Raw genomic sequence first — 22,741 nt, forward strand, 5'->3', positions numbered from 1 at the left:
GTAAGCGACAGGGAGCCCAAGCCAGGCTCTCTGTTTTTATTTAAATTGGCGAAAATTTATTATTTGATATCCCTCCATTTTTACTGTTAATATGAACATATAGGTATATTTTAGTGAGGAGCGATAAAATGAGCATGGATTTTAATTTTTTTATGAATGATGTTGTCCGCCAGGCGCGTGAAGAAATCGTGTCAGCGGGTTATCAAGAACTAAAAACACCTGAAGAGGTAGAACAGGCTCTTGAACAGAAGGGAACAACTCTTGTTATGATTAATTCTGTTTGCGGTTGTGCAGGCGGTATTGCTCGCCCTGCAGCAGAACATGCACTTCATTATGATAAGCGTCCCGATCATCTTGTTACCGTTTTTGCCGGTCAGGATAAGGAAGCAACTGAAAAGGCTAGAGGCTATTTTACCGGCTATCCCCCATCCTCTCCATCTTTTGCCTTATTAAAAGATGGTAAAATTATTACAATGATTGAAAGACATCAAATTGAAGGCTTTGATCCAATGAATGTTGTTGGCAAATTGCAAAAAGAATTCGATCAACATTGTGAAGAAGTTTAATATGTTAGAAAAAAGATGGTCAGCATACGACCATCTTTTTTTCTTTGTTCGTGCATGAAAGCAGAAAAAAGATGCAAACTAGGAAGAAAAAGGCAGGTGGAATTTATGATAAAAATCTTATCACCCATCCTGATTGCTTTTTTCATTTCGCCGCTCTGGCCATTAGGTCATAACCCATTGTCAGGAGATCCCTTTATTATTGTAAATAAGAGCAACAATGAAATGGCTTTTATTGATGATAATAAGGTGCAAACGGTGGTTAGTGTTGGAACCGGTAAAACACAGGAACTAACACCAGAGGGGCTTTTTACGGTTACAGTTAAAGCAAAAGACCCCTATTATCGTAAAAAAGATATTCCCGGCGGAAGTCCTAAAAATCCACTAGGATCAAGATGGATTGGATTTGATGCAAAGGGGACCGACGGACGAATCTATGGAATTCACGGGACCAATCAACCAGCATCAATAGGGAAGTATGTTTCACAGGGCTGTATTCGTATGCAAAATGAGGTTATTACTTCACTATTTCCTCTCATTCCACTTGGAACAAAAATTTTAGTGTTATCTACAAAAAAATCGTTTGAAAAGTTAGCCGTAGAAAATGGGGCAATTAAGTAAGGAAAAGGGACTGTTTAACACTACAGTCCCTTTTTATATGTTTAACGAATAAATTGGCCAATTCCAATTAGGAGGGTTGAGGCAAGCATGGCAAAGAGCATTAATAAAACAATTATTTTTTGATTCTTCTTTTTAGACAATGAGAATACCTCCCTTAAGATTACTCTATTCTTATTTTACAGGGAAAAGCCCAAATGAACAACTGAGCAACTGCTCAATTTTAGGAAGGATTTATGAACTTTTTAGCGAATAAGATAATTGTCGAATTAATTTAATAGTGGATCAGAGGGATAAAAATGATAAAAAAAGTCGACCATATTGGGATTGCAGTTCAATCACTGGAGAAAGCGCTTCCTTTCTATACGGAGGTACTTAAACTGCCTTTAATCGCTATTGAGGAAGTTGCAAGTGAGAAATTAAAAGTAGCCTTTTTAAGTGCAGGTGAAACAAAAATAGAGTTGCTTGAGCCGGCATCACCTGAGAGTACGGTTGCTAAATTTATCGAAAAACGCGGTGAGGGTATTCATCATGTCGCACTTGGTGTTGAATCAATTGAGGAACGCATCAGGGAAATGAAGGAAAATGGGATTCGCATGATATCGGATGAGCCTAAGATTGGTGCAGGGGGGGCGCATGTAGCCTTTATGCACCCAAAATCAGCTTCCGGTGTATTATATGAACTTTGTGAAAAAAAGGGGAAGTAGGGATAGCATGAGTGACATCTATGAAAAAATAAATGAATTATACGATAAGCGCAGAGAGGTTGAACTTGGCGGTGGTGATGAAAGAATTGAAAAGCAGCATGAAAAAGGAAAGCTGACGGCCAGAGAAAGAATCGAGCTTTTAGTGGACCCTGGAACATTTGTCGAATTAAATCCTTTTATTGAGCACCGAACACATGATTTTGGACTTGATGAACAAAAAGGACCCGGTGATGGGGTTGTAACAGGTTACGGGAAAGTAAATGGTCGTCCAATCTATCTTTTCTCCCAAGATTTCACTGTATTTGGTGGTGCACTGGGAGAAATGCATGCAAAAAAAATAGCCACAGTGATGGATTTAGCGGCTAAAAACGGTACACCATTTGTGGGTCTAAATGATTCCGGCGGTGCCCGCATTCAGGAGGGTGTCGTTTCACTTGATGGATACGGTCATATTTTTTACCGTAATGCTATTTATTCAGGGGTGATTCCGCAAATTTCTGTGATTATGGGGCCCTGTGCGGGTGGAGCCGTTTATTCACCAGCAATTACGGATTTTGTATTTATGGTTGAAAAAACGAGCCAGATGTTTATTACCGGTCCAAAGGTCATTGAAACCGTTACAGGGGAGAAGATTTCTGCAGAGGATTTAGGGGGGGCGAATGTCCATAATACCATTAGCGGTAATGCTCACTTCCAATCCGATTCAGAAGCCGAGGTTCTACAAAACGTTCGTAAGTTGCTAAGTTATTTGCCGCAAAATAATGAGGAAAAGGCGCCAATACTTGAGGTTGAGAAAGAAAATGATTATCGTCCGGACTTAACGGATGTGATTCCATTTGATACCGTTCGCCCTTATGATGTGAGAAAAGTGATTGAGCAAGTTGCCGATTCCGATTCTTTTATGGAAATTCAAAAGGATTTTGCAAAAAACATTGTTGTTGGGTTTGCAAGAATTAAAGGGGAAACCGTGGGTCTTGTATGCAACCAGCCAAAGGTAATGGCTGGTGGATTAGATATTGATTCCTCTGATAAAGCTGCACGGTTTATTCGCACATGCGATTCGTTTAATATCCCAATCATTACATTTGAAGATGTTACTGGCTTCTTCCCAGGGATTAAGCAGGAACATGGAGGAATCATTCGCCATGGAGCTAAAATCTTATTTGCGTACTCTGAGGCTACCGTTCCTAAGCTTACAATTATATTGCGAAAAGCATATGGCGGCGCCTATGTTGCACTAAACAGTAAGTCAATTGGTGCTGACCTTGTTTTTGCATGGCCAAATGCAGAGATTGCCGTGATGGGTCCACAGGGGGCGGCAAATATTATTTTTGCCAAAGAAATTCAAAATAGCGAGAATCCTGAGGCGCTCAGACAACAAAAGATTGAGGAATACCGTGATAAATTTGCGAATCCATATGTTGCAGCAAGCAGGGGAATGGTGGATGATGTCATCGATCCTCGTGAAACAAGAATAAAAATTATTCAATCCTTAGAAATGCTGCGGACGAAGAAAGAGTCGAGACCTTATAAAAAACATGGAAATATACCGCTTTAATCTTGTATTTTCGCAATTCTTTCATTTGATGACATGTATACGAAAAGGTATACTGAAATAGTGAATAAAGTACATAAAATGGAGGTTCGGCTAGATGATTAATCAAGAGCGTCTTTTGAACGAATTTTTGGAACTGGTACAAATCGACTCAGAAACGAAATATGAGACGGAAATAGCGAAAGTTTTAAAGCAGAAGTTTTCAGAATTAGGTCTTGAAGTTTTCGAGGATGATACGACAGCACAAACTGGTCATGGAGCAGGGAATTTAATTTGTACCCTTCCTGCCACAAAAGAAGGTATCGACCCGATTTATTTCACGTCCCATATGGACACAGTCGTTCCGGCAAAAGGTGTAAAGCCATCGATTAAGGATGGCTATGTGGTTACAGATGGAACGACTATTCTTGGTGCTGATGATAAAGCTGGTTTAGCTGCCATGTTTGAAATGATTCGTGTTTTAAAAGAACAAAATATCGACCATGGATTAATCCAATTTGTCATTACGGCTGGAGAAGAGTCAGGTCTTGTTGGGGCAAAGGCATTAGATCCTTCCCTAATGAAGGCAAAATATGGATATGCGCTAGATAGTGATGGTTTAGTTGGAAATGTTGTCGTTGCTGCGCCTACACAAGCTAAAGTGAAAGCGGTTATCTATGGAAAAACAGCTCATGCTGGTGTTGCACCTGAAAAAGGAGTTTCCGCCATCACCATTGCCGCTAAATCCATTGCAAAAATGCCTTTAGGAAGAATAGACGAAGAAACCACTGCAAATATTGGTCGATTTGAAGGCGGGCAAGCGACGAATATCGTGTGTGACCGAGTAGATATTTTAGCAGAGGCCCGTTCGTTAATTCCTGAAAAAATGGAGGCACAGGTTCAAAAAATGAAAGATGCTTTTGAAACCGTAGCTAAAGAAATGGGCGGAAAAGCAGAAGTTAACGTCGAAGTTATGTATCCAGGTTTTAAATTTGGTGAGGGAGATCAAGTCGTTGAGATTGCCCGCAAAGCGGCAGGGAAAATTGGCCGCAGCTGTGAATTACAGCATAGCGGTGGCGGAAGTGATGCCAATGTGATTGCAGGCTTTGGCATTCCAACAGTCAATCTTGCCGTTGGTTATGAAGAAATCCATACCACAAACGAGCGTATGCCGGTTGAAGAATTATATAAATTGGCGGAAATGACACTGGCCATCATTGATGAAGTAACAAATCAATAGTACAGCTTGAAGGGGAGCGGGCAGCTCTCCTTTTTGTTATACTTTAGGTATAAAAGGTTGTTAGGAAGTGCGGGACATGAAGGAAATGTATCCGAAAAACGGAAGGGTTATTTTACATGTTGATATGAATAGCTTTTACGCTTCCGTGGAAATGGCCTATGACCCGGAGTTGAAGGGGAAACCACTCGCAATTGCCGGAAATGTGGAAGAACGAAGAGGGATTATTGTCACATGCAGCTATGAGGCAAGAAAATTTGGAGTGAAAACGACGATGCCACTTTGGGAGGCGAAAAAGCTATGCCCGAAGCTAATAGTAAAATCTCCTAATTTTGACCGATATCGGGCTGCTTCGATGGGGATGTTTGAAATCCTCCGGCAATACACAGAACTCGTTGAACCTGTTTCGATTGATGAAGGTTATATGGATATTACAGAATCCTATGAGATTGGCAGTCCTATTGAAATAGCCGGAAGTATTCAAAAAAGAATTCTTGAGCAGCTTGACCTGCCCTGCAGCATTGGGATTGCTCCTAATAAATTTTTAGCTAAAATGGCTTCTGATATGAAAAAGCCAATGGGAATTACGATTCTTCGTAAAAGGGATATTCCATCAGTTCTTTGGCCGTTAAATACAAATGAGATGCATGGGGTTGGAAGAAAGACAGCAGAAAAGCTAACAACAATTGGCATTCATTCGATTGGTGATTTGGCAAAGGGAAATGAAATTCAACTCAAAACCCTGTTAGGCATTAATGGTCTTCGGATAAAAGATCGTGCAAATGGAATTGACTCAAGACCCGTTGATCCAGAATCCGTGGCCGAGTTTAAAAGCATCGGTAATTCAACGACTCTTCCAAGGGATATTAGCAATCAGCAAGAGCTTTTTGCTGTTTTGGATTCATTAGCAGAAACGGTTTCGGTCAGACTGAAGCGGAAAAATGTTCTTGCATCTACATTGGGTATTACCATTCGTTTCAAGGATCGCAAGACGATTACAAGGAGCAAAAAGCTTTCAAATCCTATTTATCAAAAGGATGAAATTTCATCTGCTGCAAAGCAGTTATTTATCAAGCATTGGAATGGGAACCCTGTAAGATTATTGGGGATCACGGGATCTGATTTATTGGATCATGACGATGCCTATAAGCAGCTTGACTTGTTTTCCTATGAAAAGGATGCGAAAAAGGAGCCGTTGCTCAATACATTATCGAACCTTCGAAAAAAGTACGGCAAGCATATTGTCGAAACGGCCTCCTCGCAAAGACCGATTGATCCCGACCATAAAGTTGGAACCGAAACTAGTTTCAATAAGGATTTTTTACGTTCGTTTCCGGAAAAGAATAAAGACGAATAAAAGCTCCGCTTTGCAGAGAGAACAAAGCGGAGCTTTTTATTTTTATTAAAATTTTAACAAGTATGCAGCTTATTTTTCAAAGATTGCATTGGATAGAAGACGGAACAGGTAATCTGTATGGTCACGGAAGCCTACTTCTAGGCCAATTAGGGTTACGTCTTTATCCTGCTCTTTTACGACCACAGCCTGGCCTTTCGCAGCATTATTGTTTTTCCAATGGCCTGCCATGAAGAAGTCGTCAGTGTTTGCTAGAGTTGCACCCACTTCATCATTTTCAGTGTTTGTAAACCATGCCGGACGGTAAACAAATCCTAAATCATCTTGGCTATAGCCAGCAGTTAAACCACTTCCTTCGTAGTCGACTTTTACGATTCCATTATAGTTGGATCCGCCAACATTGATTGTATCATCAGTTAAACCTAATGTTTTTGTTGCTCTTGATGCTCCTGCTCCAATAGCTAAATACTTTCCTCCTTGATCAACAAAGCTTGAAACATTAGCTTTAAAGGTATTTAGTTGATCTGCATTTTGGAAGCCAAATTCTTTATTAGCAGCTGATAAATTTGTAGAAATAAGGCTTTCTGTTCCACTGTATACAAATACATCTAAACCATTAAGCCCATTTTCAGCTACCTCGACAGGCGTCACTTCTGCCACTTGGAATCCAAGTCTCTTAAGAGCAAGCTTTGTTCCACTGTGGGATTGTTGTTTACCCATACCGCCATCCTTTAAGATTGCAACCTTTAAGGTGGTTAATGCTGACGCTTTTGCCGGAATCTTAGCAACTGATCCTATCTGTATTCCTGAATCTTTTACAGCTGCAGAAAAAGTATTAGCTGCCGATTCGACATAAAAATTACCTTCAGCATCACGCTTTACAGATACCCCTTTTTGAAGCAATGTATTTACTAGATTAACAGCTTTTACAGAACTATTAGGAATTAGGAATGGCCCCTTGCCTGTTACAGCTCCTTGGCCAGTAACCTGATTCACCTTTGAAGCAGTTACATTAATAGAATTTTGTGTTGCTACTGCTTCAAAGCCCCAAAGCTCCGGTAAGCTCCAAGCAGATATATCATACATTGCTGGAGTATCTTCGGTGATGTCTTCTCCCTTCCAAAGCATCGTGTTAGCTAACCCTGCTTTTGCTTGGTCCATTTTTACAAGATATGTCCCTTTATGGTACGTTTTTCCATCTACTGCAAATGCTTTAGTAGCTTGCTCTACTTCAATATCATTGTTTAGTAAGTGATTCACAGCTTTTTGAGTTACAGTTGGATCCTTTTCGTTAACAGGGAGGATATAAGCTTTCGGGAAAAATCCATCCTGATGGAATGGATGATCAAAATTAATACCACGTTTAAACATTTCAATTTGATCGGTAATCATTGCCTGTTTGTTTTCTGTTGCAAATTTAAGTGCTCCCATTATGGCGTTGTATTGCCAAAGTACCCCGTCCAAATCATTTGTTGGTGCTTCAAGTGTATGACCGTAAGCACCATGATACATTGCATACATCGGTGTGAAAATTGGCGGATAATCATCCCAGCCTGCAGCATCATCACGCTGCGGAACATATACACCTTGCATATCTTGATAGAGGCTATTACTTGAGAATTTATTTTTTTCTTTTATAATTTGCGCTTCCATTGCCTCAGCCTGCTTATAAGCCCACTTATTATAGAGATCATACTCATAGTTTGGATTATGCGGTGGTGTACATGGCTCAATTAAGCCCTGGCGGTTTGGAGCGTAATTTTTCACATATCCGTGGGTATCAAGGAACACCATTGGGTTCCATTCCTTAATAAGCCCAACTGTTTCCCTAGTTTCCGGCTGTGATTGTGTAATAAAGTCGCGGTTCAAGTCGATTCCCTCACCGTTAAAACGGGTAGCATCCACGCGGCCATCAGGGTTTTGCACTACATTGAAAATAAGAATATTATTAGCCAAAATATTTTTTGTCTCATTATCATTTTGTTTGGCAAAGCGTTCAATCAATTGAAGAATGGCATCACTTCCCACGAATTCTGTACCATGAATAGACCCATTTATCATGATAGGAACTTTAAAATCAGGATTATTGTTAATCCAATCTTGAGCCTTGCCTGGGTTTTTAAACATTTGTTTTCTTAGCGCTTGAATTTTTCCAAATTTTCCTTGGGTTGTCGGGTCTGCGATTGTTACGACATAAAGCGGATGCCCTTTAGCGGATGTTCCTCGGACCTCAACTTTCACACGGTTTGATTGTTTCTCAATATCTTTTAGTTTTGCGCCAATTTGAGAGAACTTCACAAACTCATAGGTTTCACTATTAAACTTGCTTCCATCTTGTTCTTCATATACATTAACATTCGTCCACTTGGGTCCTTCGGCAAAACTTGCAGTAAAAGGGATCGTAGTTGTAAATAAGCCTATTGTTAAAAGACTAGCAACCGTTTTCTTTCTCTTCATTTCTTTTCATCCGCCCCTATAATAGTTTTAGAATAATTGAAAACTAAAGCACTAGGTGGAACCTATGTATGCTAATTCACCTCCGTATTCTCATTAAATTTTAATGCAATTCTATTGTAATTTTAATCTATTAAAGATTCTGTCGAAAAATCAGAGAAATATTTACATTTCGCCCTACAAAATTTTTACTTTTCGAAATATAAAAAAGCTCTGCTTTGCTGTGATAACAAAGCGGAGCTTTTTAGTTTTTATTTAATTGCAAGTTTCTACTTCTAATTCAGTTACAGGCCACCAAGAGAAACCGTCTTTTTCTAATAATTGATCTGCTGCGTCAGGACCTCTTGAACCTGATTCATAATTTGGAAAGCTTTCGTCCTTACTATTTTTCCAGGCTTCAGAGATTTTATCAACAAAGCTCCAAGAATAGGCTACTTCATCCCAATGGGTAAAGTTTGTTGCGTCTCCCTGCATACAGTCATATAGAAGCTTTTCATAACCCTCCGGAGTATTCATCGCATGGATCCCCGTATTGGCAAAGCTTAATTTCACCACTTGGGCATCGAGATGACCGCCTGCCTTTTTGGCATTTAAATGTAACGTAATTCCTTCTTCCGGCTGGATATGGATAACAAGGAGATTAGGGTTTAACATTTTTTCCGTTTGATAGTATAAATTCATTGGTATATCTTTAAACTGCACAACAATTTTGGTGGATTTTACCTTAAGCCTTTTTCCTGTTCTGATATAAAAAGGTACTCCAGCCCAGCGGAAATTATCAATCATCACTTTCCCTGCGACGTAGGTTTCTGTATTGGACTCTTTGTCCACCATTGGTTCGTCACGGTATTTCGGAACCTTTTTGCCATCCATTTCCCCTTCGCCGTATTGCCCGCGAACAAAATAATCCTTTACTTCTTCGCCTTCTATCTTACGAATAGCTCTGAATACTCTTCCTTTTTCGGAACGAATTTCATCCGTTGTAAGCTTAATCGGAGGCTCCATCGCAAGGAGGGCTACCATCTGCAGCATGTGGTTTTGTACCATATCCCTTAATGCACCGCTTTTTTCGTAATAGCGTCCTCGCTCCTCTACTCCAAGTGTCTCACTTGAGGTGACTTGAATATTGGAGATATATCGGTTATTCCATAATGGTTCAAAAATGGCATTGGCGAAACGAATTACTTCTATGTTTCTTACCATTTCTTTTCCAAGATAGTGGTCAATCCGATAAATTTCTTCCTCAGAAAAAGCTGTTCTAATTTGCTTATTTAATTCTTTTGCAGACGCAAGGTCATGTCCGAATGGTTTTTCGATGACAAGTCGTTTGTATCCTTTTACATCCGTTAAACCATCAGATTTTAAATGAAGGGCAATTGGTCCGAAAAATTCCGGTGCCATGGCGAGGTAAAAAATCCGGTTGCCTTCTAACTTATAATGTTCATCAATCTCATCTGCTAACTTTTTAAGAGCAAGGTATGAACTCGAATCCTGCACATCGTGTGCCTGATAGTAAAAGTGGGAAATAAATTCATCAATATTTTTATCTCTTCCTAGAGCAGAAAGAACAGATTCTTTTACGGATTGTTGAAATTCATCATTCGAAATCGACCTTCTTGCCACACCAATTACAGCAAATTGATCGGATAATCGGCCTTTTTCAAATAGCCGGTATAGCGAAGGAAACAACTTCCGTTTGGCTAAATCGCCAGTTGCACCAAAAATCATAATGAGTGAAGATGTGCTTCCAGTTTGTTCCACTAAAAATACCTCTTTTCCAGTATGTATCGTATAAAATAACGTTATCTTACCAAGTATTAAATTTTATCTGTTTACTATATAATTCGCAAATAAAAAGCAATCATGTAAAAATCAATTTATTTTCAAAGACTGGTTTGTGCTATAGTAAAGCTATTAATAAGTACGGGTGTTTGAAAGGAGCATGTTTGAGTGGATATTTTTTTCTTAGGAACGGGTGCTGGAATGCCGGCAAAGCTTCGCAATGTTACATCCATTGCCTTAAAATTACTTGAAGAGCGGGGGACAATCTGGCTATTTGATGCCGGAGAGGCAACACAGCATCAAATTTTACATACTGCAATTAAACCGCGCAGAATTGAAAAAATTTTTATCACTCACCTTCATGGCGATCATATATATGGCCTGCCCGGGCTATTATCGAGCCGTTCCTTTCAGGGGGGAGAATCGGAAGTCACCGTTTATGGTCCAAAGGGAATTAAGGAATTTATTGATGTGAGTCTTTCTGTAAGTCAGACCTATTTAAAATATAATATCACCGTCATTGAGATTGAGGATGGGATAATTTTTGAGGATGACCAGTTTATTGTTGAAGCAGGTCTTTTAGAACATGGAATTCCGTCCTATGGTTATCGAATTGTTGAAAAGGATCGGCCGGGAACATTGCTTGCTGATAAATTGGTGGAAATAGGTGTTCGTCCAGGTCCTGTTTTTAAGAAAATCAAAAATGGTGAAACGGTTACCCTTGAAGATGGTAGAACGATTCATCCGGCAGATTTCCTTGGACAGCCCCAAAAGGGAAGGATTATAACCATTTTAGGGGATACCAGGTATTGTGAACAGGCGGTTTCCTTGGCGGAACATGCAGATTTGTTAGTGCACGAAGCTACCTTCTCAAAAGGAGAGGAAAGGCTTGCATTTGATTATTTTCATTCCACCACACACCAAGCAGCGAAAATTGCGAAAATGTCAGGGTGTAAACAGCTATGCCTAACGCATATCAGTTCACGTTATGACCGGCATGCATCAAGAGAATTAGTAGAAGAGGCACGTGAGATTTTTCCGAATACGGATATTGCAGAAGATTTTAAAGAAATTAATATTCCGTTGAAATGAAATAAAATCGTTCAATAAACCAAAAAATGTCCTTCATCCAATCAATGAAGGACATTTCTATTCATTTATATCCAGCCGCGCTTATACTGCACAGGCGTTTCAATTTCTATCCCCAGCTCTTTGGCTGCCGTTCTTGGCCAGTAAGGATCACGCAGTAGTTCCCGCGCTAAGAAAACTAAGTCAGCACGGTCATTCTGCAAAATTTCCTCAGCTTGGATCGGGGTTGTAATCAACCCAACCGCACCTGTATCAATACCCGCTTCATTCTTAATCGTTTCAGCAAATTTTACTTGGTAACCAGGGTAAACATTTATATGGGCCGGTACAACTGCACCAGAACTAACGTCGATTAAATCAACACCTTGCTCCTTCATCCATTTACTGAAGGTTACATAATCCTCTGGTGTTAAACCTTCCTGATTGTAATCGTGTGCGGAGACTCGAACTAATAATGGGCCATCCCATACAGTCTTAACAGCGTCAATCACTTCGCGGAGGAAGCGGTAGCGGTTTTCAGCTGAACCGCCATATTCATCGGTTCGTTTATTAGAGAGAGGTGATAAAAATTCATTAACCAAATATCCATGAGCCCCGTGAATTTCAATCACATCAAAGTCGGCGTTTGCCGCCCGTTCTGCCCCTTTTTTGAATGCATCAACAGTCTCGGCAATTTCTGCCAGGGTCATTTCCTTTGGTGTTTTACTTTTTTCATTATAAGCAAGTGCAGAAGGAGCAAGGATTTCCCCTTCTAAAACAGCTTTTCTGCCAGCGTGGGCGAGTTGAATCCCCGTTTTAGCTCCGTGCTCTTTCATCAGACTGACTAGTTCCTTAAATCCCTCAACATGCTCATCGCTCCAAATTCCTAAATCCTGAGGGGAGATGCGGCCTTGTGGAGTAACGGCTGTTGCCTCAACAATAATCAGTCCAACCTGACCCACCGCTCTGCTTGTATAATGGGTACGGTGCCAGTTTTGAATATGTCCGTCTTCGTTATGACTCGAATACATGCACATTGGTGACATTACAATACGGTTTTTTAACGTAACCCCTTTAATTGTGTAGGGAGAGAATAATTTTACCGCCATTTTTAAACCTCCTGAATTCCTATTTAAATCCATAATTTAGTATATCAAAAGGTTTCATTTTAAAGAAAAACTCTGCTTCACTCTTTTTCTCTAAGATCTCTTAAGCGATATTTTGTCCCTCTCCAGACAATACCGCCCCGTTTAAAGGTCAATATACTTGCCCGGACAATTGTATAAATAAACAATAAAGCAGAGATGGGAAAAACAAGAAATAGGGCAGGGGAAAATAAAGTCATTCTTCTGATTACCATTATATAAAGAATCCCGCTTGTTAAAATATTACCTAAGCTTAGCAGGACAATAGGTTTGCTGTTTGAAAAAATGGTAAAGAAGGGAAGAAAATGGGTTAATAGGATTCCGAAAACTGCTAAAAAAATCATACTGATACGGTAATTTAATCCTGCAAACGTATTTTTTTCGAGCCCGACAAAGGCCTCCTTTAAGCTGCCATACCATTCTACTTCAATTAAATGGAGGGCGGTGACAATCCTCTGCGAAAAGCCTTCCTTTTTCATTCTCATTCCCAATTGAAGATCATCGTCCGGGCGCATTTTAATCCTCTCATGGGTGCCGAACGCTTCATAAGCCTTGTTTGAAACAAGGTTAAAAGCACCAATTCCCGTACCGATTTTGGATTTAGGGTTATTTGCCCGCCACGGCCGTTTAAAATAGGAAAATCCAAACAGGAAAAAGGCAACAAATGACTTGAGCCAAAAGCTGTGGGCATTTAAATTCGGTGCTGCGGTTAAATGGTCAAGTTTATTTTTATTAAAATAATGCAGCGCTTTTGCAAATGCATCTTTTTCATAGCGAACATCTGCATCTGTAAACAAAAGCCATTTACCAGAAGCCTGTTTGGCACCTGTATATAATGCATGGTTTTTACCAAGCCAGCCTTCCGGTAATTCTTGTATATGAATGACCTTTATTCTTTGATCCGATCCAGCTAACTCATCAATAATTTTTCCAGTATGATCTGTTGAACGGTCGTCTACCAGAATCCATTCGACATTTTCATAGGTTTGCTGCAATTGACTTTGGATACTTAACTTTATTTGTTGTTCTTCATTTCTTGCTGCGACAATGACTGTCAATAACTCCCCATCTACTAGACCTGTTTCATTTTCGAGAAAATCTAATTTTCTTAAACCGGCCCAGGCATCCAATATAAACGCAATCCAAACAACGATCCCCAATGAAAGTAATGTGGTTAACATCTATGACACTTCCCAGTCCTTTTTTTACATTTTAAAAGAACTCTCGGGAAACATCCAATTTATAGGAGCTGTTCAGCTGTTTCCAGCTGGGTGCTCAATGCTTTCCCCATTTTTTTTGATTGAGCAGTGGCTGTTTTTATGCACTCAATAAATGCCTGCTGAACGCCATTTTCTTCAAGGACTCGAATACCGGCTTCGGTCGTTCCCCCAGGGCTGGTTACATCCTTGCGCAGCTGTACAGGTGGTTTTATCGATTTCCGGACCATCTCTGCTGCTCCAATTAACGTTTGTACAATCAGTTCTTGAGCAGTTTCCTTATTTAGGCCGATTTCTACTGCGCTATTTTCCATCGCTTCAATCAGATAATAAATATAGGCAGGGCCGCTTCCTGAAAGTCCTGTCACAGCATCAAGATGTTCTTCTTCAACAATAGTAGTTAATCCTACTGTGTTGAAAAGCTTTTTCGCCATTTCCATTTGCTCATCTGACACACGTTCATTGACCGCAATGGCAGTTGCTGATAATCCAACTGCTGCTGACGTGTTTGGCATCGATCTGATAATTGCCATTGGTTTTTTAGCTAAAACCTCTATTGTTTTGATTGAAACCCCGGCGAGAACTGAAATTACCAGCATTTGTTCCGTTAGGTACTCCCGAATCTTGGCTATCGCAGTTGCGGCATCCTTAGGTTTCATTGCTAAAATGACAATATCCGCTCCGTCAAAGAGTGCACACATGTCGTAAGAGGCGCTTACCCCATAGCGATTACGAAGCTTGTGCAGCCTTTCCTCGTTTGAATTATTTGTTACCCAAATATTTTCTCTTTCCATTAACCCATTTTCCAGAACACCCGAAATGAACGCTTCAGCCATAGAACCTGCACCAATAACTGCCATTTTTTTCATGTTACAGCCTCCTTCTTATTTTATTCATTAGAAGAGTGGTTGATTTCCGCTCCAGGATCCTCGCTTTCCGCGGGGCAGGCGGTGAGCCTCCTCGGCGCTGAAAGCGCCTGTGGGGTCTCACCTGTCCCGCTGCTCCCGCTGGAGTCTCGCACCATCCGCTTCAATCAACGTCTCACTTAACCTATTTAAAAACAAAAATCTTTTAGAAAACAGCTTCTTTAAAAACAAAAAGACCTTTCATCCGTAAAGGACGAAAGGTCTATCTTCCGTGGTACCACCTTCATTGACCCCTTTTAAAATACAAAAGGGTCACTCGACTCCGATAACGCCGGATTTGCGTTAGGTTTTCCTAAAAGCTCATAAGGTAGGTTCAATGATTAAGAGGGTGGTGAAGCCTTTCAGCCTTTAGAGCTTCACTCTCTTTCACCGTTACTCATTTACTGGCCTTATTCATCGCTTTAAACGAATCAAATTTTAATTGTGATTATGCATTATAAACAGCCTGTCTGTCAAGGGATTAATTTATTGAATTTTTTATTTTTTCCAAAAAAATTATGTGAAAATAATGACATTTTCTGAGAAAATCGGTACACTTTATTTTATAATCAAATTTTTGCATTCGGAAATTTTATAACAATAATGTTACGGGGGTATAAGAATGACAGAATGGAAAGAGGGAATTGCTAAAATTACGCTGCCGACTCCGTTTGAGGTAGGAGATGTAAATGCCTATTTGATTAAGGGAGAGAGGTTAACGCTTATTGACGCAGGAGTAAAAACGAAAGAATGCTGGAATTCACTGAAAACGCAAATGGCTGATTTGCATGTAAGTCCTGATGATATTGAACAAGTCATTTTGACTCACCATCACCCCGACCATGTCGGTATGCTTGATTTTTTACCCGATACGATTGAACTGTTCGGCCACCCGCTAAATGAGCGATGGATTCATCCGACAGAAGAATTTTTTCAGGTGCAGGAGGAATTTTTTACTGCGCTATTCCATCAATTTGGGTTGCCCAAGGAATATTTACCTTCCCTTGAAAATTTGCGAAAAACGTTAAAATATTCATGCAATCGTTCACTGACCGGACATTTACATGAAGGGATGACACCTCCGGGACTCAGCGGTTGGCAGGTTATAGAAGCACCCGGTCATGCTCAAAGTCACATTGCGCTTTTTCGTGAAAAGGACGGTGTTTTAATTGGCGGAGATCTTATTTTGGCCCATATCTCCCCAAATCCGCTGCTTGAGCCGCCGCTTTTGGGAGAAACAGAAAGGCCAAAACCACTCTTGCAGCATAATGAATCGATGAAAAAATTGTTATCTTATCCGATTTCTGTTGTGTACACAGGGCATGGGGATGAGGTTTATCAATTAAAAGAACTAATCGAAAAAAGACTTACTCGGCAGCATGAACGGGCCATGACAGTTCTTGACTGGTTAAGGGAAGAGCAGTTAAGTGTTTTTGAAATTTGCAAACGGCTTTTTCCGGCCGTTTATAAACGTGAATTGCTGTTGACAATATCAGAGACCGTTGGACAGCTTGACTATTTATCATCCATTGGTGAAATTACTAATAAAGACACGCAGCCTGTTCTTTTTCAGGCCAGATGAGGTGATAAATTGGTTAGGGAACATTTAAAAGGCAAACATATTGTCATCACTGGCGCCTCAGGGGGGATTGGTGCGGAAATTGCTAAGCTATCCGCTGCAAGCGGAGCCAATCTTGTCCTTTTGGCAAGAAGCATCGAAAAGCTGGAACAGCTGCAAAGTGAATTACAACAGAAACATCATGTCAAAGTGGTTATTTTTCAGCTTGATGTGTCTGATACCGAAAAAGTTCAAGAAGTTTTTCAGCGCATTTTTGCGGAAATGGGTTCGGTCGATATCCTTGTGAATAATGCCGGCTTTGGAGTTTTCCGTGAAGCCCACGCGGCGACAATGGATGAAATCAAGGGGATGTTTGAGGTAAATGTGGTTGGGTTAATGGCGTGCACAAGTATGGTGCTGCCGAAAATGCGTGAGCGGCGTTTCGGCCATATCATCAACATTGCCTCCCAAGCCGGAAAAATTGCCACACCAAAATCAAGCGTTTATTCGGCAACAAAGCATGCTGTTCTTGGTTATACGAATTCACTAAGGCTGGAATTGGCTGATTATAATGTTCAAGTCACTTCGGTGAATCCAGGTCCGATTGCTACCAACTTTTTTAATATTGCTGACGAAAAAGGAACTTATGTGAAAAACGTTCAGCGATTTATGCTTAAACCGGATTACGTTGCTGAGAAAGTGGTTAATAGCATGCTTACAAAGACAAGAGAAATCAACCTCCCGCGCTGGATGAATATGGGCAGCGTTGTCTACGTTCTTTTTCCAAGGCTGTTTGAACGAATTGGGAAAAAGGCATTTAATCAAAAATAAGCCGCTGCTTCTGTGGCGGTTTTTCTTTTCTGATTAACCTGTTAAAAATTCATACACCGTATCATTGATTACCTCATACAAATTCGCTTCCGGTTCTTCTGTTATCATCTCTAGTACCCGATGATAAAGTTCTTCTAATTCTTTTCCACTCATCGGCAATGAATCTGCCTCGGTATAGTACTGTTTAAAACAATTTTTTATCATTTTGATTACCAGTTTTTTATCCACAGCTATGCACCTCAATCCCATTATACTGTTTTTTTGTTTCATCACCACATTGGAAAATTGTCATTAAATTCCCATTGAATACGAACGCATATTCGCTTAAAATAAAGAATATAATATAAAGGAACTGATGTTCGCATTTATGACCATGGAGGGAAGAAATATGGTCGATTACAGCACAGCACCGCAAAATAAAATTCTATGTGTAGACATGAAGAGCTTCTATGCAAGCTGTTCAGCTGTCATTTACGGCCTTGATCCGATGCAGTGCTATTTAGTTGTGGCCGGCAATCATGATCGCCAGGGGAGTGTGGTACTTGCAGCTTCACCAAGGGTGAAAAAGGAATTTGGTATTAAAACTGGTTCTAGGCTGTTCGAGATTCCCAATGATCCGCGTATTCAAGTAGTTGAGCCGAAAATGGCTACTTATTTACGAATTTCCACAGAAATTAGCCGTGTTTTCAATCGCTATGTTCCAAAGGAAGCCATTCATACGTATAGCGTGGATGAAAGTTTTATAAAAGTGGATGGTGCCATCCATCTTTGGGGGGATGCCTATACCATTGCCCAAAAAATAAAGAGTGACATTGAGCGGGAGTTCCAACTGCCATGTGCGGTTGGAATCGGGCCGAATATGTTAATGGCGAAGCTTTGTCTTGATTTGGATGCAAAGAAAAAGGGGGTTGAAGAATGGACGTATGAGGATGTACCGACAAAGCTGTGGAGTGTGTCGCCGCTTAGGGAAATGTGGGGAATAGGCAGAAGGGTTGAAAAAACATTAAATGGAATGGGCATTTTTACAGTCGGACAGCTGGCCCGTTATGATTTAGAAAAGTTAGAAAAGAAATTCGGCATTATGGGCAACCAGCTTTACTATCATGCCTGGGGAATTGACCTTTCGGAGTTAGGCGCACCAATTGTCGAAGGACAAATCAGTTTTGGAAAAAGCCAAATTCTCTTAAGGGATTATAAAGAGGAAGAAGAAATCAAGCATGTGATTTTAGAAATGTGTGAGGAAGTGGCGCGAAGGGCAAGAATGCATCGAAAGGTCGGGCGAACGATTAGCCTTGGAATTGGCTACAGTCAGGATGAATTGGGAGGAGGATTCTACCGCTCAAGGACAATTACACAGCCGACGAATGTGACAATGGAGCTTTACCGTGTTTGTCTTGAGTTGTTTTATGAGCACTATAATGGCAAAACCGTAAGGCAAATTTCGCTCGCACTCGGCAATATTGTCGATGACAAGGAGCTTCAGCTTGATTTGTTTGATATGGATGCATATAAAAAACGAGATTTGGGTTATGTAGTAGACTCCATTCGCAGCCGTTTTGGGGCAGGTTCCTTATTGCGGGCTGTTTCCTACACGGCAGCAGGAACCGCCAAGCATCGAGCTACACTCGTTGGCGGGCATAAAATGTAAAAGAAAAGCTAGAGCGCCTTGATCAAGGGCTGTAGACCAAAGAGCCCCTAGGCGCTGCAGCTAGACAAAAATAAACTTTTTTGATTTATGTATGAAAGAAGGTGAGGCGGATGATTCGTGACCGTGGAAGAATCAAATGGACATCAATGATGCTTCCCGAGCATGTCAAACTGCTCAGGAATTGGGTAAAGGAAGATCGGTATGAAAATAGAAAAGAAATGGATGAGCAGCAGCTTGAGCTAATGAATGAAACCTTGGTTGAGGCAATTGAGTTTGATCAATTTGTGACGATTACCTATTACAGAAATTTCAACTATGAAATCGTCATTGGGAAAATCCATTATTGGGACGAAATGACCCAAAAGCTCCATGTGGTTGACCGATTTGAAGGAGCGCATCGTATCCCCATTCGCGAAATTGCCGACATCCGGTTGACCGATGTGTAGTTTCAAACGAAATAAAAAAGAGCGGCTGATAACAACCGCTCTCAATAATTAATCTTCTTGAGGAACCCGAACCTGGGATTCGAAATTACCTTTATGTGAGCCGTCACAAAAAGGTTTATTTTTCGATAATCCGCAGCGGCAAAGGGAAAAGGATGGCTTTGTTGTATAAATATTTCCTGAACCGTCGATTAATTCCACATCACCTGTAATTCGATAGGATCCGTTATCATTTACCTTGATTTGAACTTTTGACATTCCCAACACTCCCTAAGAATATTTATTATATTTGTAACTTGAAAAACCTTAAGCAGATAAATAAGAGCATAAAAAAACATATGATACAATCATCATATGTCAATAAAGGGGGCTTTTAAACATGAAAATAGAAATTACCTTAGCGGCTGCTGAAAAAATAAAGATGAAAACAGAGGGCCGCTCGGGCTATTTAAAGCTAAAATATGATACAGACGGCTGCGGTTGTGCGGTAAATGGCGTAACAGTATTGTGGTTTGTACCAGAATTGGATGATAACGACATTCAGATTGAATCGAATGACGTACCGGTTTATATCGAAAAAGCAAAAGCGGTTTTCTTTGATGAACAAATGAAAATTGATTTTTCAACTGTATCAAATTGCTTTCAATTAAAAAGCCCGCAGCAAATTTTAAACGGGCATATGAGCCTTATCATCAAATAAAAAACAGACTGCTCCAATTGGACAGTCTGTTTAACGAGAAGGCTCCAGATTTACATATTTTTGTAAAAACTCATCAATTACTCGTTCATAATCAGTGCGGTTTTCATTAAAGGATTGGGCATGCCGCCCTTTTTCTGCAATATAGAGCATTTTAGGCCCTTTTTTATGTTCAAATAAATCCTGGGTCATCGAGGGCAAGATATAATCATCCTTACGGCTATGAATGAACAAGACAGGATGTTGAATATTTTCAATAACCGAGATCGGTGAGACATTCCGGATTGAATATTTATCCCGAATCCGTAATATAAGGTCTCCAATCGGTAATAAAATTCCAGGAAAAAGCTTAAAATCCTTTTTAATCAAATAAGCAAGCTGAGCCCTGAAATCTGAAAATGGACAGTCGGCGATGTAAAAATCAGCACCATCCTCAAGCATTCCTGCATACAACAGCATCGTTGCTGCTCCCATGGATTCACCGTGAATTCCCAACAAAAGATTCGTTCCTTTTTCCTCTTTCAGCCAGTCAACAACGGCTTTTAAATCGAATTTTTCGTAATAACCGAAGCTCGTGGTCCTTCCTCCGGATTCTCCGTGGCGCCGGTGATCATAAATTAGCACATTAAAACCGCGCTCAAGGAACAGATTCATATATTTGATTGAATTGATTTTCGTTTCTGTTACACCGTGAGAAATAATAATATAACGGTCTGTTTGGTGCGGTTCAACAAGAACTGCTTTAATTTCATAACCAAAGGGTGAAGGAATCTCGATTTTTCGTTTCGGCAGTGTTTTTAATTGTGTAGGATTATATCTGCCGGCTTCTTTTTCCCGCTTTAAAATAAATTCTTCATCCTTTTTTTTCATATACATCAGCCGGTTGGTAAAATAAATTGCAAGTGCGAGCCAAAAAAATAATAAAATAAACAAGGTTCGAAATGCCTTTTTCAAACAGGGCACCTCCCGAAAGGTTTCAACAATATTTTCCTATTAGCGTTATATTAACATAAAAAAAGCCGCAAACTCCATTGCGGCTTTTACTATTTTATTGTTCGGCATTCTGCCTCTTGGTTGGGTGTGTTGCTTTTTCTACTTCTTCCGCGGCAATCATTCTTTGGCCCCCGCCTGCAGAGTCAGCATAGTTTTTTCCCTTTTGGCTGTTTCCTTTTTCGCGTTTTTGGCTCATCATTGGTACTCCCTTCAAGATGGTTTCACCTTATAAGATGCATGAATGGAAGTATGATTATTCATAGAAGGTAAAGATTCAATCAAAGCAACTTTTTAAGGAAATTCAGCATCATTTTCCTTTTCTAACATTCATACTTTCATTATAAGGAGTTAAATTTAATTGGATGGGGCAAAGGGAGTATCCTTTGGTAAAACTAGTGAAATCGAAAGGAGAGAGAGAAATGGCAAATGAAAAGGCCTCAGTCAGGGAGAGAATTGCGATACGGGCGGAGAAAGAAATCGAAAGCGGCTTTTACGTCAACTTAGGAATCGGTATGCCAACTCTTGTAGCCAACTACATGTCAGAAAATAAACAGGTGGTTCTACAATCGGAAAATGGTTTGCTAGGAATTGGTCCATATCCAAAGGAGGATGAGGTCGACCCAGATTTAATCAATGCCGGAAAAGAGACGGTAACGACCATTAGCGGCGCTGCTTTTTTTGACAGTGCTGAATCATTTGCGATGATTCGTGGCGGGCATATTAATCTAGCCATTCTTGGGGGAATGGAGGTTTCTGAAACCGGTGATCTAGCAAACTGGATGATACCTGGAAAAATGATTAAGGGCATGGGAGGGGCAATGGACCTTGTCCATGGCGCTCAAAGAATCATTGTCATAATGGAACATGTTAATAAACGCGGGGAATCGAAAATTTTAAAGAAATGCACACTTCCGTTAACAGGAAAAGGAGTTGTCAATCGTATTATCACAGAGCGGGCGGTAATGGATGTGACTGATTCCGGGCTAAAACTTGTTGAAGTGGCAAAAGGGTTTACGGTGGAAGAGGTTATAAATTCAACAGAAGCAGCATTAATGGTGGATGAGAATGTGTTACTTGAGGCCTATTAAGGAAAAGAAAGCAGGTTAATACCCAAAAGGGAAAAGTTCCTAATTTTCTCACCTGTTTTTTTGAGATAAATCTAAAGCTGTTTTATTGCGCCAAGTGGTATAATAGTGGCAAATTCGTTATGAAGGGGAGGTCTAACTGTGAAAAAGCAACCGAAACAGAAACCGAAAAAAGATGAATCTGTTGTTACGCTGAAGGATATGATGGATCCAAATTTACTAAAGCAGCTAAAAGAGCAGCAGGAGAAGCTCAAGATAGAGGAAGAGAATAAAAGAGCTGAAGAGGAGTTTAAAAAGCGGGAAGAAAGAAGATTAAAGGAAAAGAACAAATCCTTTGAAGAGTTGTTAAATGAAAGTGGAATGAACTGGAAAGAGTTTAAATAGGATTCTTACTGTCTTTGTTGGTGGAAATGTCCTTAATCTTCGATATGAAGACTAAAACTCGTAGCGAAACCTTCGAAAATGGTCTTCATAAGGTCGATGAAGACCAAAACTCACTAAGGGCCCCGGGGAAACGTCCTTCAAGAGAGCGATGAAGGCCAAACCTCAATAAGGGCTCCGGGGAAACGTCCTTCAAGAAGACCGATGAAGGCCAAAACTCAACAAAGGCCCCGGGAAACGTCCTTCAAGAAGACCGATGAAGGCCAAAACTCAACAAAGGCCCGGGGAAACGTCCTTCAAGAGAGCGATGAAGGCCAAACCTCAACAAGGGCCTCGGGGAAACGTCCTTCAAGAAGACCGATGAAGGCCAAAACTCAACAAAGGCCCGGGGAAAAGTCCTTCAAGAGAGCGATGAAGGCCAAACCTCAACAGGGGCTCGGGAGAAACGTCCTTCAAGAGAGCGATGAAGGCCAAAACTCACAGCGGGCCTCGGGGAAAAGTCCTTCAAGAGAGCGATGAAG

Annotated in this window: 24 protein-coding genes and 1 other annotated feature; of the genes, 14 read left to right on the forward strand and 10 right to left on the reverse strand. The window is 40.5% G+C overall.

The window, feature by feature from the left end; all coding sequences use genetic code 11:
- Nucleotides 1-128 precede the first annotated feature (128 nt).
- A complete protein-coding gene (locus tag E2K98_RS15765) occupies nucleotides 129-566 on the forward strand; it encodes a BrxA/BrxB family bacilliredoxin (RefSeq protein ID WP_026572589.1) in 438 nt (145 codons plus the stop codon).
- Nucleotides 567-671: 105 nt separating this feature from the next.
- Entirely contained in the window at nucleotides 672-1,184 is a 513-nt protein-coding gene (locus tag E2K98_RS15770; protein ID WP_026572590.1) for a L,D-transpeptidase, read from the forward strand.
- Between the two features lie 41 nt (nucleotides 1,185-1,225).
- Here the strand turns inward: E2K98_RS15770 and prli42 are convergent, their stop codons facing one another.
- Nucleotides 1,226-1,324 (reverse strand): stressosome-associated protein Prli42, encoded by a 99-nt coding sequence (gene prli42, locus E2K98_RS31000; protein ID WP_155925507.1) that lies wholly within the window; start codon nucleotides 1,322-1,324, stop codon nucleotides 1,226-1,228.
- Nucleotides 1,325-1,480: 156 nt separating this feature from the next.
- Between prli42 and mce the strand changes: the two genes are divergently transcribed.
- The 4 genes from mce to E2K98_RS15790 all read left to right on the forward strand — a co-directional run bounded on the left by mce (nucleotide 1,481) and on the right by E2K98_RS15790 (nucleotide 6,016).
- Complete coding sequence (gene mce, locus E2K98_RS15775; protein ID WP_026573386.1) at nucleotides 1,481-1,888, forward strand: methylmalonyl-CoA epimerase; 408 nt, start codon at nucleotides 1,481-1,483, stop codon at nucleotides 1,886-1,888.
- A gap of 7 nt (nucleotides 1,889-1,895) precedes the next feature.
- Nucleotides 1,896-3,446: an acyl-CoA carboxylase subunit beta gene (locus E2K98_RS15780; RefSeq protein WP_133335741.1), complete on the forward strand. Its 1,551-nt coding sequence runs from the start codon at nucleotides 1,896-1,898 to the stop codon at nucleotides 3,444-3,446.
- A 94-nt stretch (nucleotides 3,447-3,540) separates the two neighbouring features.
- Nucleotides 3,541-4,662: a tripeptidase T gene (locus tag E2K98_RS15785; RefSeq protein ID WP_133335743.1), complete on the forward strand. Its 1,122-nt coding sequence runs from the start codon at nucleotides 3,541-3,543 to the stop codon at nucleotides 4,660-4,662.
- 76 nt (nucleotides 4,663-4,738) lie between these two features.
- Nucleotides 4,739-6,016, forward strand: a complete 1,278-nt coding sequence (locus E2K98_RS15790) for a DNA polymerase IV (RefSeq protein ID WP_133335745.1) — start codon at nucleotides 4,739-4,741, stop codon at nucleotides 6,014-6,016.
- A 69-nt stretch (nucleotides 6,017-6,085) separates the two neighbouring features.
- On the opposite strand, the gene E2K98_RS15795 is transcribed toward E2K98_RS15790, so the two are convergent.
- Complete coding sequence (locus tag E2K98_RS15795; protein WP_133335747.1) at nucleotides 6,086-8,470, reverse strand: M14 family zinc carboxypeptidase; 2,385 nt, start codon at nucleotides 8,468-8,470, stop codon at nucleotides 6,086-6,088.
- Between the two features lie 252 nt (nucleotides 8,471-8,722).
- Nucleotides 8,723-10,195, reverse strand: a complete 1,473-nt coding sequence (zwf, locus tag E2K98_RS15800; RefSeq protein ID WP_133336193.1) for a glucose-6-phosphate dehydrogenase — start codon at nucleotides 10,193-10,195, stop codon at nucleotides 8,723-8,725.
- Nucleotides 10,196-10,417: 222 nt separating this feature from the next.
- On the opposite strand from zwf, the gene rnz reads away from it, so the two are divergent.
- Entirely contained in the window at nucleotides 10,418-11,341 is a 924-nt protein-coding gene (rnz, locus tag E2K98_RS15805; RefSeq protein ID WP_133335749.1) for a ribonuclease Z, read from the forward strand.
- A 65-nt stretch (nucleotides 11,342-11,406) separates the two neighbouring features.
- On the opposite strand, the gene namA is transcribed toward rnz, so the two are convergent.
- The 3 genes from namA to proC all read right to left on the reverse strand — a co-directional run bounded on the left by namA (nucleotide 11,407) and on the right by proC (nucleotide 14,548).
- A complete protein-coding gene (gene namA, locus E2K98_RS15810; protein WP_133335751.1) occupies nucleotides 11,407-12,426 on the reverse strand; it encodes an NADPH dehydrogenase NamA in 1,020 nt (339 codons plus the stop codon).
- Between the two features lie 77 nt (nucleotides 12,427-12,503).
- Nucleotides 12,504-13,643 carry a glycosyltransferase gene (locus E2K98_RS15815; RefSeq protein WP_133335753.1) on the reverse strand — a complete coding sequence of 380 codons (1,140 nt, stop codon included), beginning with the start codon at nucleotides 13,641-13,643 and terminating at the stop codon, nucleotides 12,504-12,506.
- A gap of 59 nt (nucleotides 13,644-13,702) precedes the next feature.
- On the reverse strand, nucleotides 13,703-14,548 hold the full coding sequence (proC, locus tag E2K98_RS15820) for a pyrroline-5-carboxylate reductase (protein WP_133335755.1): 846 nt from the start codon (nucleotides 14,546-14,548) through the stop codon (nucleotides 13,703-13,705).
- Between the two features lie 243 nt (nucleotides 14,549-14,791).
- Nucleotides 14,792-15,011 (reverse strand) — a binding site (T-box leader).
- A gap of 195 nt (nucleotides 15,012-15,206) precedes the next feature.
- On the opposite strand from proC, the gene E2K98_RS15825 reads away from it, so the two are divergent.
- The gene (locus tag E2K98_RS15825; protein ID WP_133335757.1) at nucleotides 15,207-16,166 is read left to right on the forward strand and encodes an MBL fold metallo-hydrolase; all 960 of its coding nucleotides are present in this window, start codon (nucleotides 15,207-15,209) and stop codon (nucleotides 16,164-16,166) included.
- A 9-nt stretch (nucleotides 16,167-16,175) separates the two neighbouring features.
- Entirely contained in the window at nucleotides 16,176-16,973 is a 798-nt protein-coding gene (locus E2K98_RS15830; protein WP_133335759.1) for an SDR family NAD(P)-dependent oxidoreductase, read from the forward strand.
- Between the two features lie 33 nt (nucleotides 16,974-17,006).
- Here E2K98_RS15830 and E2K98_RS15835 read toward each other — a convergent pair whose 3' ends face one another.
- Nucleotides 17,007-17,201 carry a YqzH family protein gene (locus E2K98_RS15835; RefSeq protein ID WP_133335761.1) on the reverse strand — a complete coding sequence of 65 codons (195 nt, stop codon included), beginning with the start codon at nucleotides 17,199-17,201 and terminating at the stop codon, nucleotides 17,007-17,009.
- 160 nt (nucleotides 17,202-17,361) lie between these two features.
- Here E2K98_RS15835 and E2K98_RS15840 point away from each other — a divergent pair, with 160 nt between their 5' ends.
- Both E2K98_RS15840 and E2K98_RS15845 read left to right on the forward strand, forming a co-directional pair.
- The gene (locus E2K98_RS15840) at nucleotides 17,362-18,621 is read left to right on the forward strand and encodes a Y-family DNA polymerase (RefSeq protein ID WP_133335763.1); all 1,260 of its coding nucleotides are present in this window, start codon (nucleotides 17,362-17,364) and stop codon (nucleotides 18,619-18,621) included.
- 110 nt (nucleotides 18,622-18,731) lie between these two features.
- On the forward strand, nucleotides 18,732-19,067 hold the full coding sequence (locus tag E2K98_RS15845; RefSeq protein ID WP_133335765.1) for a YolD-like family protein: 336 nt from the start codon (nucleotides 18,732-18,734) through the stop codon (nucleotides 19,065-19,067).
- A gap of 48 nt (nucleotides 19,068-19,115) precedes the next feature.
- Here E2K98_RS15845 and E2K98_RS15850 read toward each other — a convergent pair whose 3' ends face one another.
- Nucleotides 19,116-19,322, reverse strand: a complete 207-nt coding sequence (locus E2K98_RS15850) for a CDGSH iron-sulfur domain-containing protein (RefSeq protein WP_133335767.1) — start codon at nucleotides 19,320-19,322, stop codon at nucleotides 19,116-19,118.
- A gap of 121 nt (nucleotides 19,323-19,443) precedes the next feature.
- Between E2K98_RS15850 and E2K98_RS15855 the strand changes: the two genes are divergently transcribed.
- Nucleotides 19,444-19,764 carry an iron-sulfur cluster biosynthesis family protein gene (locus E2K98_RS15855; protein ID WP_133335769.1) on the forward strand — a complete coding sequence of 107 codons (321 nt, stop codon included), beginning with the start codon at nucleotides 19,444-19,446 and terminating at the stop codon, nucleotides 19,762-19,764.
- A gap of 30 nt (nucleotides 19,765-19,794) precedes the next feature.
- Here the strand turns inward: E2K98_RS15855 and E2K98_RS15860 are convergent, their stop codons facing one another.
- Nucleotides 19,795-20,715, reverse strand: a complete 921-nt coding sequence (locus E2K98_RS15860; RefSeq protein ID WP_133335771.1) for an alpha/beta hydrolase — start codon at nucleotides 20,713-20,715, stop codon at nucleotides 19,795-19,797.
- 94 nt (nucleotides 20,716-20,809) lie between these two features.
- Complete coding sequence (locus E2K98_RS31005) at nucleotides 20,810-20,950, reverse strand: hypothetical protein (protein ID WP_165976297.1); 141 nt, start codon at nucleotides 20,948-20,950, stop codon at nucleotides 20,810-20,812.
- 223 nt (nucleotides 20,951-21,173) lie between these two features.
- On the opposite strand from E2K98_RS31005, the gene E2K98_RS15865 reads away from it, so the two are divergent.
- Together E2K98_RS15865 and E2K98_RS15870 are read left to right on the forward strand one after the other, a co-directional pair.
- Complete coding sequence (locus E2K98_RS15865) at nucleotides 21,174-21,842, forward strand: 3-oxoacid CoA-transferase subunit B (RefSeq protein ID WP_133335773.1); 669 nt, start codon at nucleotides 21,174-21,176, stop codon at nucleotides 21,840-21,842.
- Between the two features lie 138 nt (nucleotides 21,843-21,980).
- Nucleotides 21,981-22,223, forward strand: a complete 243-nt coding sequence (locus E2K98_RS15870) for a YqkE family protein (protein WP_133335775.1) — start codon at nucleotides 21,981-21,983, stop codon at nucleotides 22,221-22,223.
- Nucleotides 22,224-22,741 lie beyond the last annotated feature (518 nt).

It is taken from the genome of Bacillus salipaludis, assembly GCF_004358205.1.

Excerpts from the sequence above, each read along its gene's own strand:
- E2K98_RS15865 (WP_133335773.1), top strand. The coding sequence starts at position 21,174 with ATGGCAAATGAAAAGGCCTCAGTCAGGGAGAGAATTGCGATACGGGCG.
- namA (WP_133335751.1), bottom strand. The coding sequence starts at position 12,426 with ATGGCGGTAAAATTATTCTCTCCCTACACAATTAAAGGGGTTACGTTA.
- E2K98_RS15840 (WP_133335763.1), top strand. The coding sequence starts at position 17,362 with ATGGTCGATTACAGCACAGCACCGCAAAATAAAATTCTATGTGTAGAC.
- E2K98_RS15795 (WP_133335747.1), bottom strand. The coding sequence starts at position 8,470 with ATGAAGAGAAAGAAAACGGTTGCTAGTCTTTTAACAATAGGCTTATTT.
- E2K98_RS15815 (WP_133335753.1), bottom strand. The coding sequence starts at position 13,643 with ATGTTAACCACATTACTTTCATTGGGGATCGTTGTTTGGATTGCGTTT.
- E2K98_RS15845 (WP_133335765.1), top strand. The coding sequence starts at position 18,732 with ATGATTCGTGACCGTGGAAGAATCAAATGGACATCAATGATGCTTCCC.
- E2K98_RS15780 (WP_133335741.1), top strand. The coding sequence starts at position 1,896 with ATGAGTGACATCTATGAAAAAATAAATGAATTATACGATAAGCGCAGA.
- E2K98_RS15770 (WP_026572590.1), top strand. The coding sequence starts at position 672 with ATGATAAAAATCTTATCACCCATCCTGATTGCTTTTTTCATTTCGCCG.
- E2K98_RS15825 (WP_133335757.1), top strand. The coding sequence starts at position 15,207 with ATGACAGAATGGAAAGAGGGAATTGCTAAAATTACGCTGCCGACTCCG.
- E2K98_RS15850 (WP_133335767.1), bottom strand. The coding sequence starts at position 19,322 with ATGTCAAAAGTTCAAATCAAGGTAAATGATAACGGATCCTATCGAATT.
- zwf (WP_133336193.1), bottom strand. The coding sequence starts at position 10,195 with ATGATTTTTGGTGCAACTGGCGATTTAGCCAAACGGAAGTTGTTTCCT.
- E2K98_RS15785 (WP_133335743.1), top strand. The coding sequence starts at position 3,541 with ATGATTAATCAAGAGCGTCTTTTGAACGAATTTTTGGAACTGGTACAA.
- E2K98_RS15855 (WP_133335769.1), top strand. The coding sequence starts at position 19,444 with ATGAAAATAGAAATTACCTTAGCGGCTGCTGAAAAAATAAAGATGAAA.
- proC (WP_133335755.1), bottom strand. The coding sequence starts at position 14,548 with ATGAAAAAAATGGCAGTTATTGGTGCAGGTTCTATGGCTGAAGCGTTC.
- mce (WP_026573386.1), top strand. The coding sequence starts at position 1,481 with ATGATAAAAAAAGTCGACCATATTGGGATTGCAGTTCAATCACTGGAG.
- E2K98_RS31005 (WP_165976297.1), bottom strand. The coding sequence starts at position 20,950 with ATGAGCCAAAAACGCGAAAAAGGAAACAGCCAAAAGGGAAAAAACTAT.
- E2K98_RS15765 (WP_026572589.1), top strand. The coding sequence starts at position 129 with ATGAGCATGGATTTTAATTTTTTTATGAATGATGTTGTCCGCCAGGCG.
- E2K98_RS15790 (WP_133335745.1), top strand. The coding sequence starts at position 4,739 with ATGAAGGAAATGTATCCGAAAAACGGAAGGGTTATTTTACATGTTGAT.